General features: G+C 41.3%; 17 protein-coding genes. 7 read left to right on the top strand and 10 right to left on the bottom strand.

Translation table 11 applies throughout. From position 1 onward, the window contains the following. Positions 1-303 precede the first annotated feature (303 nt). Entirely contained in the window at positions 304-1,143 is an 840-nt protein-coding gene (locus CUU66_RS08415; RefSeq protein ID WP_308302474.1) for an alpha/beta fold hydrolase, read from the top strand. Positions 1,144-1,148: 5 nt separating this feature from the next. Here the strand turns inward: CUU66_RS08415 and CUU66_RS08410 are convergent, their stop codons facing one another. After that, positions 1,149-1,409, bottom strand: a complete 261-nt coding sequence (locus CUU66_RS08410; RefSeq protein ID WP_180955214.1) for a DUF1871 family protein — start codon at positions 1,407-1,409, stop codon at positions 1,149-1,151. 142 nt (positions 1,410-1,551) lie between these two features. On the opposite strand from CUU66_RS08410, the gene CUU66_RS08405 reads away from it, so the two are divergent. Continuing rightward, positions 1,552-2,721 (top strand): MalY/PatB family protein, encoded by a 1,170-nt coding sequence (locus tag CUU66_RS08405; protein WP_101641236.1) that lies wholly within the window; start codon positions 1,552-1,554, stop codon positions 2,719-2,721. 131 nt (positions 2,722-2,852) lie between these two features. Beyond that, positions 2,853-3,041 carry a hypothetical protein gene (locus tag CUU66_RS08400; RefSeq protein ID WP_101641235.1) on the top strand — a complete coding sequence of 63 codons (189 nt, stop codon included), beginning with the start codon at positions 2,853-2,855 and terminating at the stop codon, positions 3,039-3,041. Positions 3,042-3,498: 457 nt separating this feature from the next. On the opposite strand, the gene CUU66_RS08395 is transcribed toward CUU66_RS08400, so the two are convergent. Beyond that, a complete protein-coding gene (locus CUU66_RS08395; RefSeq protein WP_101641234.1) occupies positions 3,499-4,515 on the bottom strand; it encodes an STAS domain-containing protein in 1,017 nt (338 codons plus the stop codon). 288 nt (positions 4,516-4,803) lie between these two features. Continuing rightward, positions 4,804-5,004 carry a cold-shock protein gene (locus tag CUU66_RS08390; protein WP_101641233.1) on the bottom strand — a complete coding sequence of 67 codons (201 nt, stop codon included), beginning with the start codon at positions 5,002-5,004 and terminating at the stop codon, positions 4,804-4,806. A 317-nt stretch (positions 5,005-5,321) separates the two neighbouring features. Between CUU66_RS08390 and CUU66_RS08385 the strand changes: the two genes are divergently transcribed. Continuing rightward, entirely contained in the window at positions 5,322-5,525 is a 204-nt protein-coding gene (locus CUU66_RS08385) for a hypothetical protein (protein WP_101641232.1), read from the top strand. Beyond that, positions 5,525-5,728, top strand: a complete 204-nt coding sequence (locus tag CUU66_RS08380; RefSeq protein WP_101641231.1) for a YwbE family protein — start codon at positions 5,525-5,527, stop codon at positions 5,726-5,728. Before CUU66_RS08385 ends, CUU66_RS08380 begins: the two co-directional genes overlap by 1 nt. A gap of 46 nt (positions 5,729-5,774) precedes the next feature. On the opposite strand, the gene CUU66_RS08375 is transcribed toward CUU66_RS08380, so the two are convergent. The 6 genes from CUU66_RS08375 to CUU66_RS08345 all read right to left on the bottom strand — a co-directional run bounded on the left by CUU66_RS08375 (position 5,775) and on the right by CUU66_RS08345 (position 12,950). Continuing rightward, entirely contained in the window at positions 5,775-8,018 is a 2,244-nt protein-coding gene (locus tag CUU66_RS08375) for an EAL domain-containing protein (RefSeq protein ID WP_257967932.1), read from the bottom strand. Between the two features lie 298 nt (positions 8,019-8,316). Further along, a complete protein-coding gene (locus CUU66_RS08370) occupies positions 8,317-9,162 on the bottom strand; it encodes a hypothetical protein (protein WP_101641230.1) in 846 nt (281 codons plus the stop codon). Between the two features lie 335 nt (positions 9,163-9,497). Continuing rightward, complete coding sequence (locus tag CUU66_RS08365; protein ID WP_180955213.1) at positions 9,498-10,634, bottom strand: serine hydrolase domain-containing protein; 1,137 nt, start codon at positions 10,632-10,634, stop codon at positions 9,498-9,500. A gap of 417 nt (positions 10,635-11,051) precedes the next feature. Then, positions 11,052-11,300: a hypothetical protein gene (locus CUU66_RS08355; RefSeq protein WP_142383710.1), complete on the bottom strand. Its 249-nt coding sequence runs from the start codon at positions 11,298-11,300 to the stop codon at positions 11,052-11,054. Positions 11,301-11,938: 638 nt separating this feature from the next. Further along, the gene (locus tag CUU66_RS08350) at positions 11,939-12,142 is read right to left on the bottom strand and encodes a hypothetical protein (RefSeq protein ID WP_101641226.1); all 204 of its coding nucleotides are present in this window, start codon (positions 12,140-12,142) and stop codon (positions 11,939-11,941) included. A gap of 73 nt (positions 12,143-12,215) precedes the next feature. Beyond that, complete coding sequence (locus tag CUU66_RS08345; protein WP_101641225.1) at positions 12,216-12,950, bottom strand: peptidylprolyl isomerase; 735 nt, start codon at positions 12,948-12,950, stop codon at positions 12,216-12,218. 134 nt (positions 12,951-13,084) lie between these two features. Here CUU66_RS08345 and CUU66_RS08340 point away from each other — a divergent pair, with 134 nt between their 5' ends. Further along, the gene (locus tag CUU66_RS08340; RefSeq protein ID WP_101641224.1) at positions 13,085-13,474 is read left to right on the top strand and encodes a kinase-associated lipoprotein B; all 390 of its coding nucleotides are present in this window, start codon (positions 13,085-13,087) and stop codon (positions 13,472-13,474) included. 37 nt (positions 13,475-13,511) lie between these two features. Here the strand turns inward: CUU66_RS08340 and kapD are convergent, their stop codons facing one another. Next, complete coding sequence (gene kapD, locus CUU66_RS08335; protein ID WP_101641223.1) at positions 13,512-14,138, bottom strand: 3'-5' exonuclease KapD; 627 nt, start codon at positions 14,136-14,138, stop codon at positions 13,512-13,514. 246 nt (positions 14,139-14,384) lie between these two features. Between kapD and CUU66_RS08330 the strand changes: the two genes are divergently transcribed. After that, entirely contained in the window at positions 14,385-16,250 is a 1,866-nt protein-coding gene (locus CUU66_RS08330; RefSeq protein WP_101641222.1) for a transglycosylase domain-containing protein, read from the top strand. Positions 16,251-16,680: the final 430 nt, after the last annotated feature.

Genomic DNA, 16,680 nt, shown 5'->3' with positions numbered 1-16,680 from the left:
TCAGCTTTTGGATGGATCTTTTCTTGAAAAGCACCGTCCTCCGCTTTTCGATCAGGTGAGACCCCACAGGCGAAGCCGAGGAGGCTCAGCGCCCGCCCCTAAGGTCCGCGAGCATCCTCACGTTCCAATCAACCCCCATGTTCAATAACAACAAAGTTTGCGAAAACAGCCATTAGAAAACTACCTTGATTAAAAGTAACTGAGGCTAATTACCTTATATGTAAACCAGATACCTCAGAGTTAGAATTATTCCGTATAAATGGGTAAAATACCAATATGTTTCTTAGAGAGGTGGATTGTGTTTTGATCATACAGAAAGAGAAGTCTGTGAAGGAAAAGAAATTCATTTTAGGAAATGAAATTTATTATGAATACTACCCGCATCCTCAATCAACAACCACCATTCTCCTGCTGCATGGTTTCCTGTCGTCAACTTTTAGTTTTAGAAAGTTAATTCCTATTGCAGCACGGGATTATAATATTCTTTCGGTGGACCTGCCTCCTTTTGGCAACAGCGGCAAAAGCAGCTCATACATTTATTCACATAAAAATCATTCTAAAATGATTATTGAATTACTAAAGTCACTTGAAATTAACCAAGTCATTTTAACAGGCCATTCTATGGGAGGACAAACCTGTTTAAATATCATGAAGGATGCCCCAGAATTAGCAGCTAAAGGAGTGCTGTTATGCAGTTCCGGTTATTTGAAGAGGTCGAAAGCATCCCTTATCTTCTCCAGCCGCCTGCCGTTTTTCCATGTATTCGTAAAAAGGCTGCTTGCAAAAACAGGGGTCGAAAGGAATCTGCAGAATGTTGTATTTAATCACGCTTTAATAGACCAGGAAATGGTTGACGGCTATATGCAGCCTTTCCTAAACAACGAAATTTTTAAAGGGCTGACTAAAATGATACGTGAATGGGAGGGAGATTTACTTTCAGAGGATTTAAAGCAAATTGAAACTCCTTGTCTGCTATTATGGGGCGAGCATGATAAAGTGGTACCGCCCGAAATCGGCCGAAGACTGCATGAGGATCTGCCAAACTCTACTCTCAGAATATTTGAAGGTATAGGCCACCTCTTGCCCGAAGAGGAGCCTGAAAAGGTATATACCTCCATGAAAGAGTTTATTGACGGCGCCTGATTGTATTAAATCGAACAAGAAGAATCATTTTTGAGTAATAGCATCGTATTAGCGGCAGCAAGACATTTCTCCATGCTAAGGGTTTCCTCAAACGAAAACTCAATGATTTCCTTTATTTTTGCCGCAACGGTGCGCGGGTTGTCTGTAATGTATAGAATCCCCATAATATCGGCTTTCTCGGTATCATAAGAAGATGGTCCTATATTTAGGGGATCCCATTCCTCCAGCCACTGGTTCAATGGGATGGATTTATCTTGTTTATTCAAAATATTCACTCCATTTTGTTGATTTTGTGATAATTCTCGTAACTTTTATAGTATCATAAAAAAATGATTAGAAAAACGGGATAGAATGGAGTCCTTTCCGGGATGCATTCTTTACTCAATAATACATAATGGGGTGAATCACATGTTAGACATCGCTTTTGATCAAGTGATCGTTAGAAAAAATACGTCCTGTTTAAAGTGGGATCTGGTCGGTGAGAGGTTCGGTGATAAGGAACTCCTGCCAATGTGGGTGGCTGACATGGATTTTCCCTCTCCGCCTGAGGTAACAGAAGCTTTGGAAGCAAGAATCAAGCACCCGGTATTTGGGTATACTTCGCCTTCAAAAGAATTATATAATTCCATCACCCTCTGGATGGAGAAACGGCACAATTGGAAGATCGATACGTCGTGGATCACTTTCAGCGCAGGAGTCGTTTCTGCGTTAGCGGCAAGCATCCAGGCGCTGACGGAGCCCGGAGACGGCGTTTTAGTCCAGTCTCCTGTATATGCCCCGTTTTATAACATGGTTATAAAAAATGACAGGACGCTTGTAAATAATGAATTAATTTTGGAAAACGGCCGCTATGTAATTGATTTTGAAGACTTTGAGGAAAAACTAAAGTCGGGCGTAAAGTTATTTCTATTCTGCAGCCCTCATAATCCAGGAGGCCGGGTATGGACGAAAGATGAACTTAAAACGATTGGAGAGCTGTGCAGACGCTATAACGTTGTGATCATTTCTGATGAAATTCACTCGGATCTGGCACTGTCGCCCAACCGCCATACCCCCCTTGCGTCTATCAGCCCAGAAATTGCTGATATCACGATAACAGCCATGGCTCCAAGTAAAACCTTTAATATTGCAGGTCTTCAAGCTTCTGTGGTTATATCTGAGAACAAAGAATTGCTGCAGAAATTCAACGATGTGCATGACCGCAGAGGCTTTGACGGACTCAATATATTCGCATTGACTGCGATGGAGGCTGCTTACACTAGCGGTTCCTATTGGCTTGATTCTATTCTGGCCTATATTAAGGACAACGCAGAATATGCGATGAGCTACATAAGCAGAGAGCTTCCAGGCCTTTCATGCATGATGCCCCAGGCTTCCTTTTTACTCTGGATCAACTGCAGCAGTCTAGGCATGACCGACAAAGAGTTAAATGAGAGACTCACAAAAAAAGGAAAGCTTGCGCTCGATCCTGGCACAAAGTTCGGTCCTGGAGGAGAAGGGTTTGTCCGGATGAATATCGGCTGCCCCCGCGAAATTCTGGAAGACGGACTGCACCGATTAAAAACTGCCCTTACATAAGCAAAAAAGAGCATCGTTCACATGTGTGAATCATGCTCTTTTTTTAAAGGTAAAAGCCATATTATTGTCAAAAATTCTACCTGCCTAACGCTCCTTTTATTGTAAAATAACCTTAATGGAGTGATGAAAACATGAAACTGGCTATTATTTTAGTGATTATTATTGGCATTTTTTCATTAATTGGGACAATTTTGTTAGGCGGCAAAAGCGATGAAGACTACAGCACCGCAACACGGGGCAATTTATCCCGGCTCACATGGATGTATGTTGTTTTAGCTTTTGTATTATTAGTTGGAATTGGTATATATGTAATTATATAAGAAGGAAAGACCGGTCCTCGTGATCGGTTTTTTTCTTGGCATTGGATATGTGGGTACGAGAGGTAAGGGAAATGTACAGGAGTCCCGGCTTAGAAAGACGGCCAATGTAAGAGGCCAGGATACATAAGGGCATATATCATAATGCCAAGGGATAATTAAAAACTCAATCATAGGAGGTATAAACTTTAGTATAAAATTTTATGATCAGCATACATGACAAAACCTAAGCAAGGTTTCATACATTGCCTAGGTCGTCAAAATCTTCTAAATGTGCCGGTTTTCCATCAGCAGCGGGTCATGCCCTTGGGCATAACGCCCTTTGAATTAAAGATGCCCCTAGTTTCCCACCAATACATCCCTAATCGCTAAGTACGCACGGGAAATAAGGACTGCCCCCGCCACAAAACTATCTATGGCGCCATTCTCACCCCCGGGAAATGGGGGACAGTCCCCACAATCAGATGATTTTTCTTCCGGCCTGGCCTAATGCGTAGTAAATCCCGTGCTGGAGTGTTTGGAAGCAGTCGTATTTGGCCAGCCCGATGTTTGAGTTAGCGATGATGATGGATAATTCAGGGGATATGCCCACCAGGATGGTTTTCATACCGATCAGGTTGGCAGCTGAACCAAGTTTCTGGATAAAGTGAGCCGTATAATCGCTAAGATCCTTATCAAGCCCTGTCAGATCGAGGATTAGATAATCAGCCTGATATTTGGGCAGATTGTTTAAGGTTCTTTCAATCAGGTCCGTAGAGCGTGCTTCGTCATATCTGCCCAGGAGCGGGACCACAACTACGCCTTCGAGAACGGGTATGATAGGGGAAGATAGTTCCTTAACCAAGCCCTGCAGCTCCCTCGTTTTGTCCTCTACTACCGCCTCAAGCATCTGAATCTGCTCTGTTTCCTTGCGTCTGGCAAGCTCGTGAATGTTAGTAGTAACGGAAATGTCTGAAGGGAAGTATTCCACTATATCCTCTGCATGACCTGAAATCTGGCTCTGCCGGATGGAATACCAGATATTCGTGCCAAAAAGCCCTGTGAATATTCCGGCATAGTGGGCAGGCATAAAACTTCCTGCCGAGGTCTTGCCCTGTGCCTTATTAATTTTATATTCCCAGCTGTTTTTCAGCTGTACGAGAAGAGACTTTTTACCTGCATCCAGTTCCTTAATGACAATTTCGCCCCAGCCGGCCGATCCATACGTATTCGGAAGGACTTTTGCCACTTCGTTGACATTTAAGTTCATCCTTTGGAAGTATTCACCTACTACAAGGCCCTGACGGAACCCAGTGGTCTCCAAAACAAGACTTGCTGATTCAGCCCCTGAGATTTCCTCAATGGAATCAAATAAGGTTTTCATGGCAGAACTAATCCAGAATAATATTGCGTCTTCCCCTTCATAGAGGAATTGACCTTTATCTAGGTTCCATTCAAAGGAAAGTCCTCCTATATTAATGCTTGATTCTTGGCTCATTTATTATACTCTCCCTTATTTAACAGAATCGGTAAGATGGTTTTCTAAATTAAGTGACGGAACCGCCCCTTGTTTAGGATTCCTTTTAAACATATAATTAATCACGTCATTGGCCTCTGTATATTAAACGACGGACAGCCCCTATTTTCCACGATACGTCAGTCGAGAGCAAGCCATACGTTTCCACTGCCATTAAATCGGGGAAGTTTCTCACCAGCTTTTTGGATATCTACCCTCAAGCATAAAAAAAGCAGACCCAAATGGGTCTGCTTTCGGACAATCAGTCCATTACGCTTTATTTACGTTAGAAGCTTGAGGTCCACGGTTACCTTGTTCTACGTCAAAAGTTACGCTTTGACCTTCTTCAAGTGTTTTGAAGCCTTCGCCTTGGATAGCTGAGAAATGTACGAATACGTCGTCTCCACCTTCACGCTCGATAAAACCAAAACCTTTTTCTGCATTAAACCATTTTACTTTACCTTGTTCCATTTTTGTTGCCTCCTAGTGTGAAAACACCATATTACTATCCTTGCTCTTAGTGATCCAAGACGAAAAGTTAACACTTGCTATCCTATACACCGAACAAAAATAATTTATTTTAGATTAACAGAATCTAAGGAATTTAGCAAGTAAGTATCCCTTCAATTTTCCATTTTTAAGGCTTTGTGCTTACAGCCTCTTTCTTCTAGAAGGCTCAAAAGGATCCCATCGAGGAGAATTTTTATATATTAACAGGAATTAAATATTCACATAGATCGATAATAGGCTATACTGAACATATTACGATGAGCAGGAGGGTATATAAAATGACTGAGTCCAAGCAAGATCAAACATCAGAAACTTCTAAAAAGAAAATCAGCCTTCAGGATGCTATAAAACAGCAGCTGGCAAACAAGAAGAATCAATCCACTGGCAATAAATCCATGTCCGGCAATACGCAGGAAGGGAAAAAGATGAAAAGCCAGCAAACAAAAAAAGTCAGCAATCAGCGCAGAAAAATGGGAACATGATGAGCGGACAGAATAGAAGTGATATCAAGCCGGGAATGTCTGTCGATATTGTTTTGAAGGCAGACCAAAGGACAGGTAAAACTACGAGCGGGATTGTTAAGGATATCTTAACAAATTCAAGTTTCCATCCTCATGGTATAAAAGTGAGGCTTACAGACGGACAAGTCGGCAGGGTCAAATCGATCCATGCCGGGACTAAATAAAGAAGCATTGCAGACCTGCAATGCTTCTTTTATTTGTGTTAAACAGCTATTGTATAATGATTTCCTGCAGCCGCTTTTGCAAAAATTCACTGATCAGATGCGCCGGTACGGGTCTGCTGAAATAATAGCCCTGCCCTATTTTACAGGCATTCTCCAAAAGAAATGCCACTTGTTCTTCTTTTTCTATTCCTTCTGCTATAACAGTAAAGTTCATATTTTGTCCCATGTCTATGATTGCTTTAGCAATTGAACCAGGACTGGATAAATCTAAGATATCATCGATAAAGGATTTATCAATTTTAATAATGTCGATCGGCAGATGCTTCAGATAGCTCAGCGATGAGTAGCCCTTACCAAAATCATCTAATGACAATATAACTCCAAGGTCTTTTAATTCGTCTAAAATGATGGTAGATCTCTCGATGTTCTGCATAATGCTTTCGGTAATTTCAAGCTCAAGATAACGAGGGGCCAAACCAGTCTCCTCTAAAATCTGTTTAACGTCCTCTACAAGTCCGTCGTCCTGTATCTGCCTGACTGAAACATTAACGGCAACCGGCACAGGCGGAAGCCCGGCATCCTGCCACCTTTTATTTTGTTCAGCGGCTGTCCTCAGCACCCATTTCCCCATTTGCACGATCAGCCCGGTCTCTTCTGCAAGAGGAATAAATTCTCCAGGCGATATGATGCCAAGTTTAGGATGCTCCCAACGTATCAAGGCTTCAATGCCTACTACATTCCCGGACTCAACCTGTACCTGCGGCTGATAGTGAAGTACAAATTGGTTATAAGCCAGGGCCTTTCTTAAGCCTTTTTCCAATTCCATTTTACGCAGAGACTGACTATCTAAATCAGGGGTATAAAACTGGTAATTATTCTTTCCTTTTTCCTTCGCGAGGTACATAGCAGTATCTGCATGCTTGATTAAGGTGTCCTGGTCAGCTCCGTCCTTGGGATAGACACTGATTCCAATACTCGGAGTCACAAAGAATTCATCACCATTCAAGGCAAAAGGCTTTGCGAATTTACTGAGGATCCTCTGTGCCACCTTCTCTACATAATCAAGGTCCATATCCTTTAATAAGATAATAAATTCGTCACCTCCCTGCCTGGAGACCAGCCCCTCTTTCCCTACGGCAGTTTCCAATCTCTGGGCCACTTGTTTAAGCAATGAATCACCTATCGTATGACCTTTGGTATCATTAATGATTTTGAACCGGTCTATATCTAAAAATAAAACGGCCAGACCTTCCACGGCGGAATCCTGCATCAAGCTATCCAATGTATTTCTGAACATATTCCGATTGGGCAGACCGGTCAGAGAATCATGATATGCCATATGCTCAATCGTTCTTTCAGCCTTCTTCCGTTCAGTAATGTCCCTGCCGACTACCTGCCTGGCCTGCCTTCCCTCATAAAGGATAGGCATGGCGGACATCTCCATCTCAATGGTTCCCCCGTCCAGACGTTTCACTTCCAATTCAAAGCGAGTCATTCCTGACACTGATTGCTCCGATGCATTCAATACATTCCTGATGTCTCTAATGGATTCCGGAGAGACAAAGGTAGAGATTGGCTTCCCGATAAGTTCACAGGGAACGGCTGCACCCACCAGCCTGCTTCCTGTTTCATTGACATAATCAATTTGTTTATTGCTGATGACAGTTATAATGTCTGGAGACATATCAATCAAACTCCGATATAAATCTTCACTTTCCCTTCGATCGGTTATATCGAATAAAACACTGGTGAAGTACACCATTTCCCCTTTACTGTCCAGTGTAGGAATTCCTCTGTCCTGGATCCACCTTACTTCACCATCCGGCCGCTTTATACGATAAACACTGGTCACGGGCAGCCCAGATTGAAGCCGTTCGGCTCTTTCATCCAATATATAGGAATCTTCAGGATCAATGACCTTATTCCATAAACTAAGATCCTGATAAAATTTCTCTTTAGAGTACCCATACATTTTTTCGATCTCTGGGGAAATAATCAGTGTATTAGCTTTCATATCATGAGACCAAATGGCCACATCCAGAGTATCCAAAATATTTCTTAGTTTTTGGTTGCTTTTATGTAATTCCGCTGATATTTTATCAGACCCTCCGAGTAGTCTAAGCAATAAAAACACCGTTAGAATACTAAAGCAAAAATGAACAAACCATAATACCAGCTTGCTTTCTGGTATAATGAATGACCCTGCATCAAAGAGAATCTCTGATACGATAATAAAGATACATATAATCGCAATCCGGTTCCGTTTTTGTTTTCTTAAAACCATTTTCATTTCCTTTTAGCTCCCATAAAAGATAACTAATGATCAACCGCTTATTGTTAATATCGGCAATAAATTGAAAAATGTAAGAAGCTTTAGCGGAAATAGAAAACTTAATCGTTGTTGGATTACTCCCGGAAACCAGGACCCGGGGCAGCAGTAAAAAAGCTTTGGGATTACTGGCGCGCCGGCAAAGCTCTGTTTTTGTTGAAAAAATTTGATGAATCGAAACCAAGCTTTAACTCCCTGAGACGGAACTATGAAGAAAAGCTCCCAGCCAAAATGACGGCTTTTCTTTACATCTTGTTTATTATTCTCCTGAATATCTGCAGATTACTTCTTTTAACTTCTCTCTAACTTCTACTGTATTAAAATTTGAATTATTGATTTTAACCTTAGCGATGTGAAGCTCATCGTATATGGAATTCTCTAATCTCCTTCTTTCCATCAGAACCTCTAATGCACCACCCAGCCCCTGCATTCCGTGTTTTTTACCATATCCCTGTTTTGTATAATATTCAGCAAAGCCTTTTGACCATTGAGGGGATCTTTCTTTTACCGCCTTTTCAAAGGCATATCCATAATGATCCTGTTCGATATATATCAATAACGGCCGCAGACTAGATACTTCGTTAGCCAGTCCTTCAATATAATTCAATACTTGTTTATCTGATACGCCGTACTTAACCATCCCTACTGTAACCGGGTTTTGTATAAAACAGCATTCAAATATATAATAATAATTCTCTGTATAAGCTTTTTGAGCAAACTGTTTCCACCTCTCTGAAATAAGCTGTTCATTTAATTCAAAGGGCAATTCATAGATATCATGTGGATACAGAGCTTGAAGCAGACCGCTTGGGAACTCCTCTCCGTACTCCTTTTTCAGTTTTCCATATGGTATCACAAGACCCTCACCGAACGGAAAAATATATTCACTTTTTAGAAATGGCTGATATTCCGGTTTTTCTTTAAGCCGGAGATATTCTTCTTCACTTACGTAAGCGGTACTTTCATAATCTGCAGGATGATTGACATCACCCTCCTGAAACAACACCGGATTCAAGCTCATGTCTCCAGCAATTTCATGAATAAGCTTTGCGATAGTGGACTTTCCGGACCCGGGAAGTCCTTCCACTAGAATTAATCGGCTCACCTATGATTCCCTCTTTCCTATATATGTAAATGATTTTCCATATAAAAAAGCCCCCCTAATACAACCTAGAGAGACTTGAACAGTCAGACATAATCAAACCAGCTGCCAATGATTCTCACATAAGGTGAGAATCATGCGTACATGATCACATACGGTATGCAGTGCAAGTTAAAACTAATCCTATTTCTCCAGGGAAGACTTTTATTAAAAAAGTGTTCTAGCATAATAAGATTAGAAATGCATGTGCTGATACCTGTACCTTTCACATTCTTTGTTATTTTCAAATAAATCTTACTATATTTAAACGAGATTTCCCACACATTTTTTCTATATTTCTAAGGGGAAATTACCTCTTCAAACAAAATGTCCATGATTTTCCTGTTAATTTTTCTATGCAGGCTGCTGTCTGTATTCATTAATACCACTATACCCAGCTTCCTTCGGGGAACCAGGGATATCAGGGCTCTTACAGCCATTTGACCACCTCCATGCTCGATGATCGTTTCATTCTTATATGTTCCTGTAAACCAGCCAAGTCCATACTTCCATCCTGCTGGATACCAATCTGAAGAAACCCTGCTTATGGGCATTTGCATTTCCTCAACGCTGGACATAGATAAAACAGAAGGCTTTCCTGATAAGTGGAACGCCAGATACTTTCCTAAATTATTTGCCGTTGAATAAAGAAAACCGATAGGTGCAGCTATAGGATTGATTGGAAAAGGAGTTTCCTTTCTTTGAGGTCCCATAAAATATCTGCTGCTATCAGCATCATTCTGGGTATAATCAGCATCAGCAGTTGTCCGGTCCATCCCTATTTCCGTCAGTATATGCTCTGTCAAATGCCTTTCCCAAGTCTGCCCTGTAATCTTTTCAAATACATCAGCAAGGAGTACGTAACCATCTGTGCAATATTCCCATTGTTTACCTGGTTCAGTCTCAAGTTCTACTTTTTTAAACCATTTGGTAACATCTTCACGTTTTTTGATATTCTTCAATTCATGTTCTGTTAGACCATAATGGTTTAAAGCTTCCTGAAATTCATCAGGAGTATCAGAAAATATTTCACGGACATTGGGGGCGATCATATTAGCAATACCTAAATCAGCAGGAAATCCAGCTGTGTGGCTTAAAATATGGCGAATGGTAATTTTATCACTTTGTTCTTTATCAGTCGTTCTAAAATACGGCAAATACGTTGAAAGCGGGGAATCTAATTGCAGCTGTCCTTTTTCTACCAGCTGCAATATGCTAACGGCCATAAAGTTCTTTGATACACTTTGAATGCTCATGATTGTGTCAGGTGTCATGGCCCTTGGAACCGGCCACAGCTGAGCCAGACCAAATCCCTGGGAATAAATAGTGGAACTGCCTTCTACTATACATACACTCACGCCTACTGTTTGATCTTCATCAAGAAGATCCTGGATATACTCTGAAATTCTCTCTGCCTTAACCATTAGATCTTTCATATGTATCACCTCTCTAAAGAGTGTTCGCATGCATTATTTTCTGGTCTGTCAGGCTGTTTTTTGCAGTCAAGGGGACCAGTTTTACGTATGGCGGCCCAGGAGTCTTTCGGCTTCTTCACCTGCGGGTTCTTCCTTAGGAAATGCTTTCCAAGCACTTCTTTTGGAACCAACTGCAGCATTCCGTAAACTTTTTGCTATATCTTTGCATAGCCTTATTGAAAAAACGATGCATTCAAAAAAAGATCGGGTTCAGTTTTAAGATGCAAAAAATCAATTAACAGCGCTTTTCGTATAGAGCAGGCAATTGGGTAAGTAAATTAGCAAATATAAATGCTTGTAGCATCGGGTCCAAACATTTTTTCTACCCGTTTATTCTTTACTATCAGCACTCATTAGCTTAATTTCATTGCCCCACAATTAATAAGTAATCGTTTTTATAATCTTTTGTGTAAATTTCTCCAACTCCTCATAGTTCGGAGAATGAGCAGATTGTTCAAACCACATCCATTCTTTACTAGGTGCCTGAAGATGTTCAAAGAATTCTTGTGTTGGTCGGTGAGGAACCGTTAAGTCATATCTGCCCATTATAATGGTAACTGGAACAAGGACGGTTTGTACTTCATTGTTTAAGTCAAATTTTCTTATTTCACTAATCATGTTACTCATACTGAACATTTGACCTTTCACTTGTCTTATCACATCGAAAAACGTGTATTCTTTACTTCTGATTAACTTTTTTGCCAACTCCTTGGTTTTCGCAAACTTTGTTGTTATTGAATAAGGGAGTTGATTTCCACTTCAGGATGCTCGCTTTCCGCGCGGGCGCTGAGCCTCCTCGGCTCCGCCTGCGGGGTCTCACCTGTCCCGCTGCTCCCGCAGGAGTCTCGCACCTTACGTTCCAATCAACCTCATTAACAATAGGTAGGTTCATAGAACTTATTAAAAAAACAATCTTTTAGAAAAGTGCCATAAGAATAATACTAAGTTTACCCCTAGGTAACCGCCCGATAGTTGAGTAAGCCCACCTTCACCTTCAACTTTAACATAAATAACCAATTAACCCATCTGTCATTTTCAGCACACAAATTCGCATAGCAATTAGCACACTTACAATAACTTCTGTTATCCTGTTGGAAGAGTTGCGAATTATGGTCCTAATTCACCACTAATATGATTAAAAAAACTGCTTTATTAACAAAAAGAAACAGTCCAATTCGGTTGCGAATTGGACTGTTAATTGGAGTGCTAACTAAGTTTTTGTACTCGGAAAACCGAACCCGTTATTCAAAAAATGCACCACTTTTTTATATTTTTCGTTCTTTAATAATCCGATCCTCTATCTCTTTGGCCTTTTGTGCTTCTCTCCGTGACACCTTAATGATAAGGCGCATTGTCAGAAAAGCCGCCGCCAGAAAGATGATACAGGTAATTGCCGCGGGAATATACTCTGATTTATCCTCAGGAAAGTAAAGAAATAGCCCTAACACCTGGCTGTAAATAGATAGCATGGCCGACATCCCTTTCTAATCAAACCGTTGTTATTGTAATATCCAGATGAGTACCAGGCTTTATGAAAACCGCTTACTGGATCACTTTGATCGTTTTAATGGTTACAGGTTCCGCAGGCACTCCTTGATCATCAGTCTTTACTTCCGCTATTTTATCAACGATTTCCATTCCCTCGATAACTTGTCCGAAAACAGTATGCTTCTGGTCAAGCCATGGTGTTCCGCCTTTATCTCCGTAAGCCTTAATAATTTCTTTTGGATAGCCCGCATCTTCCATTTGATCTTTCAGGCCCTGGTCAATGGCGCTGTTCTGCACGATGAAAAATTGACTTCCATTTGTGTCGGATCCGGAATTTGCCATAGATAACGCACCCCGAAAGTTGTAGAGCTTAGCAGAGAATTCATCCTCAAAGGGTTTGCCCCAGATGCTTTCTCCCCCCGTTCCATTTCCCTCGGGATCGCCTCCCTGGATCATGAAGTCCTTAATCACCCGATGAAAAGTCAGTCCATCATAGTATCCCTTTTCACTATGAGTCACAAAGTTTTCAACTGCCTTTGGAGCCAGTTTCGGAAATAATTTAATTTTTATACTACCCATATTAGTCTCCATCACTACCACTTTATCACTTTTTTGAACATCCATAAATTGTGGATATTCTTCAATGGATAAAGATTCTTGCGCACCCCCGGAAGAGTCAGCCTGCTTAGATTCCTTGTTATCCTTCGGCTTTGTTTCCCCGCTGCTCGTCCCGCATCCAGCTAGAAACGCAAAGCAGGATAAAATCAGCAGTATCGTTTTTAGTTTCATTACATCCACCTCTTGGTTCTAACTTTACAATATATCAAAAAAAAAATCACTACTTCATAGAGGTGCTGGAGCTTGTGAATGGAAACGCAATTTATGTATCATTAATATATTCGGGTAATTAGGGGGTGACGGCATTGGCAGAAAATTCATGTAAAACAGGTGACCTGGTAACGGCATTTTACAAAACAGGGAAGTATATCGGGGAAATCACGGATGATTCGAGGGCACAGAGTTATGTGGTAAGAGTCCTGGCAGTTGAAAAACATCCCATGCAGGGAGATCTGCATAATCCTAAGGAAGCAGATGTACTTATGTTCCATCAAAGAAGAGCACTTGCTTTCCGGGAGCAGACGAATGTGCCAAGAAACATGGTTAAGCCTTTCAGCGGTACAGTTCCTTCTTATGAGCAATCCCTGAAGGATTCCGTGGCACGTGCAATGGAGGAGTTAGAAGGCAAGGATGATGCCTGGAGCAAAAAAAGTCTAGAAAGTCTCAGAGAGCTTGAAAAAGAATATTCGTACTGAAAATGATAAAGCCAAATCAACTTAGAAAGATTTGGCTTTATAAGGCAAATTTATCAAATACTTTTGATAAATCAATTCTATCTCCAATTGTAGTCGGCTCCGGTTTTTTCAAATATCTCTTATCCTCTTCTACTAATTTAAAAATATTATAAGTGGTTAACGCATCATCGAGTGCCCTGTGGTGTTTACCTGTACCCTGTTTCCCATATTCCTGGACTGCTTTCCACAGTCCGGTCTGGTTTTGATCACCAAAGAACCGTTTATATTCCATGGACAAATCAAGCTGTTTTCCACTAAACGGAAACTTCACATCGGCTTTAAGACAAGTATTGCGCAGCACCTTCATATCCATGTTACCCCAGGTTACAATAGTGCTCCCAGGATGCTTCTGCTCAAATTCACTCAGTAAATGGATCAGGTCCCTGAATGTCATACCGCCATTCACTTGTTCCTGGGTGATGTTCAAGAAGGTTTTACAACGTTCTGTCAAGGCGGGAAAACGTTCTGGAGAAACAAAAGAGGAGAATCTTCTTGTAATTTTATCGTTTATAACAGAGACAATGCCAACCTCTACGATCTCAGGATAAAACCCTTCAGGCCTAGCTTTTCCTTCAGGCATCGTAAATTCAAAATCAATGAACAAATATTGATGATCAACTTCCATATACATACCTCCCTTACCTAAAATGATACATAAAAATCCGTTGGGATATAACACTTTTTTTCCCTTTATTATATCAAATATTTATTACGAAACTGATATTTTTATATTGTTCTCGTTCCTTTTTTTACTCCTTCAGCTAAATCCCCGTTCTTATATCGCAATTGCAATTTTTAAAAAATTCCACGATATGGATAACCAGGCATGGTAAGATAGTTTCCTAGATTATTTAGGGATGGGAAGATCAACATGCAGCGTACCTTTTTTGGATATATAACAATCGTTTTACTTATACCTATGCTGGCTGTACTTACGCAATTAACATACAAAGAGTGGCAGAGTGCAGAAACTGTACAGGATGCTATTCAAACAAAGATCAGGAGAGATAAGATAAGTCTGCCTTTAACCAGTACCATTACAGCGGGAGACGGGTCGGTCATTATGGAAGCAGCCGAACCCCAGAATCGTATTTACCTTCAGGATCAAGACATTCCTAAGCTGCTCAAACAAGTCTTTGTAGCCATCGAGGACCAGCACTTTTACGAACATAGCGGCATAGACATTTCTGGAATTTCAAGAGCGGTTCTCGCCAACGCACAGGCTGATTCCCCAAGTCAGGGGGGAAGCACGATTACTCAGCAGCTGGCACGCAATCTTTATTTGACTCAAGAGAAAACGTATAATCGCAAGCTTTCCGAGCTTCTTTATGCATACGAGCTAGAACGAAGATTCACTAAACAGCAGATTCTTGAAATGTACATTAACGCCATTTATTTTCAGAATGGGGCTTATGGAATAGAAGCTGCAGCTAAGCTGTATTTTAATAAGCCTGCCGCCAGGCTTTCGAAGGCAGAGCTCGTCTTTCTAGCAGGAATTCCAAATAACCCTTCCATGTATGACCCTTTTACTCATTATGAGGGTGTTAAGAAAAGACAGGAAAGAATTCTTCAGATCCTTACTGATAAAAAGATTTTATCCGCTGGAGAATCGAGAAACATTAAAGCTGCGAAAATCGTCCTCAACCCTCGGCACCGGGTGGATCTTTATCCAGATTATACGTCGTATGTTGAAGCGGAATTTAAGGAACTGATTGCCGTTTCTGAGGGCTATGCGGTTAATCTGGAAAAAGCCAAAGTGAGTGAAAGGGAAGCAATAAATCAACGATTGACGAATCGGGTGCAGGAACTTCTTGAATCCGGAATAGTGATTCAAACCGGGCTGGACAGGAACATCCAGGAGTCCGCCGTCAAATCTATCAGAATGCACCTTCGTAAAACAGATATTGAGAGTGCAGCTGTAGTTATAGAACATCATACGCATGAGCTTGTCTCTTTGATTGGGGGAAAATATTATAAAAAATATTCTTTTAACAGATCCTTTCAAAGCTATAGACAGCCTGGTTCGGCCATTAAGCCTCTGCTGGTTTACGGCCCTTATCTGGACACGGCCAAGCACTCTATTCTGGAGAAAGTCAGCGCAGGTCCGTTCTGTCAAAATGGATATTGCCCTAAAAATTATGGAGAAGCAGTGTATGGTCTAGTCACAATAGAAGAAGCTTTTGCCCATTCTTACAATACACCGGCTCTAAGGTTATTCAATCAAACAGGCATCAATAAATCATTCAGCTATTTACAAGCATTTGATTTTAAGAAGCTTCCCAAAGAGGATTACAGTCTGCCAGCAGCTATAGGAGGGTTTACTTATGGTATGAGCCCGCTTGAAATCACAAATGCATATACATCTTTTAATAACGGAAGTTACCAGCCTGCACGGGCCATCAGAAGCGTTAAAGATCGAAATGGTAAAGTGCTGTACAAGTGGAATGATTCATCGATTAAAGTTTGGAATGCTGAGACGGTTAAATCAATGCGCCTTCTTTTAAACAGGACCGTTACTGAAGGAACGGGGCGGAAAGCCTATTTCCCCTCTTCATATATCGGGGGGAAAACAGGAACAACGAATGATTATAAAGATCTCTGGTTTGCAGGGCTGACGGAAAAATATACCGCTGCTATCTGGGTGGGGAAAGATATTCCGGCAAGCATTGAGTCTCAAAAGGCAGGAGCTCCCCATCTGCTCATCTGGAAGGATATTATGAAGGAAAACAAAGAATAATGTTTGTAAAGAGCAGGTCAAGTTAACAACGGACTGCTCTTTTTGCTCGTTTCTAATAGAATGTTGCTTTTTAATAAGTTTTGTTACGTCACCCTATTGTTAAATCAGGTTGATGGGAGCTTAAGGTGGGAGACTCCTTGATCCAGCTGCAAGCGTAGACCCTCGAGTCATAAGCCAATCGCCATTAAAAAGCAAAATCAGCCTTTCACTGCCGCTCGTCTTATGCCGGGCTAACGCACGATGACAGGATGTGCAAGCCAGGCAGGCCCACAGGACGTGGCCGTTCGAGCGTGGTAAGGGCGACTAAGCTTCTGTCTTTGATATCGCTTACCAATCATCAAGTCTTCTTTATCAGGTGAGACCCCGCAGGCGAAGACGAGGAGCTCACCACCCGCCCCTAAGGTCCGCGAGCATCCTGGAGCGGGTCTTT

Origin of the sequence: Peribacillus deserti (genome assembly GCF_002863585.1) — a bacterium.
Classification (GTDB): domain Bacteria; phylum Bacillota; class Bacilli; order Bacillales; family DSM-1321; genus Paraperibacillus; species Paraperibacillus deserti_A.
The sequence above is the reverse complement of the archived record's forward strand: the minus strand, read 5'-3'. Positions and strand labels throughout refer to the sequence as shown.

Coding starts and splice junctions, on each gene's coding strand:
- CUU66_RS08405 (WP_101641236.1), top strand. CDS start 1,552: ATGTTAGACATCGCTTTTGATCAAGTGATCGTTAGAAAAAATACGTCC.
- CUU66_RS08400 (WP_101641235.1), top strand. CDS start 2,853: ATGAAACTGGCTATTATTTTAGTGATTATTATTGGCATTTTTTCATTA.
- CUU66_RS08395 (WP_101641234.1), bottom strand. CDS start 4,515: ATGAGCCAAGAATCAAGCATTAATATAGGAGGACTTTCCTTTGAATGG.
- CUU66_RS08390 (WP_101641233.1), bottom strand. CDS start 5,004: ATGGAACAAGGTAAAGTAAAATGGTTTAATGCAGAAAAAGGTTTTGGT.
- CUU66_RS08385 (WP_101641232.1), top strand. CDS start 5,322: ATGACTGAGTCCAAGCAAGATCAAACATCAGAAACTTCTAAAAAGAAA.
- CUU66_RS08380 (WP_101641231.1), top strand. CDS start 5,525: ATGAGCGGACAGAATAGAAGTGATATCAAGCCGGGAATGTCTGTCGAT.
- CUU66_RS08375 (WP_257967932.1), bottom strand. CDS start 8,018: ATGAAAATGGTTTTAAGAAAACAAAAACGGAACCGGATTGCGATTATA.
- CUU66_RS08365 (WP_180955213.1), bottom strand. CDS start 10,634: ATGAAAGATCTAATGGTTAAGGCAGAGAGAATTTCAGAGTATATCCAG.
- CUU66_RS08355 (WP_142383710.1), bottom strand. CDS start 11,300: ATGAGTAACATGATTAGTGAAATAAGAAAATTTGACTTAAACAATGAA.
- CUU66_RS08350 (WP_101641226.1), bottom strand. CDS start 12,142: ATGCTATCTATTTACAGCCAGGTGTTAGGGCTATTTCTTTACTTTCCT.
- CUU66_RS08345 (WP_101641225.1), bottom strand. CDS start 12,950: ATGAAACTAAAAACGATACTGCTGATTTTATCCTGCTTTGCGTTTCTA.
- kapD (WP_101641223.1), bottom strand. CDS start 14,138: ATGGAAGTTGATCATCAATATTTGTTCATTGATTTTGAATTTACGATG.
- CUU66_RS08330 (WP_101641222.1), top strand. CDS start 14,385: ATGCAGCGTACCTTTTTTGGATATATAACAATCGTTTTACTTATACCT.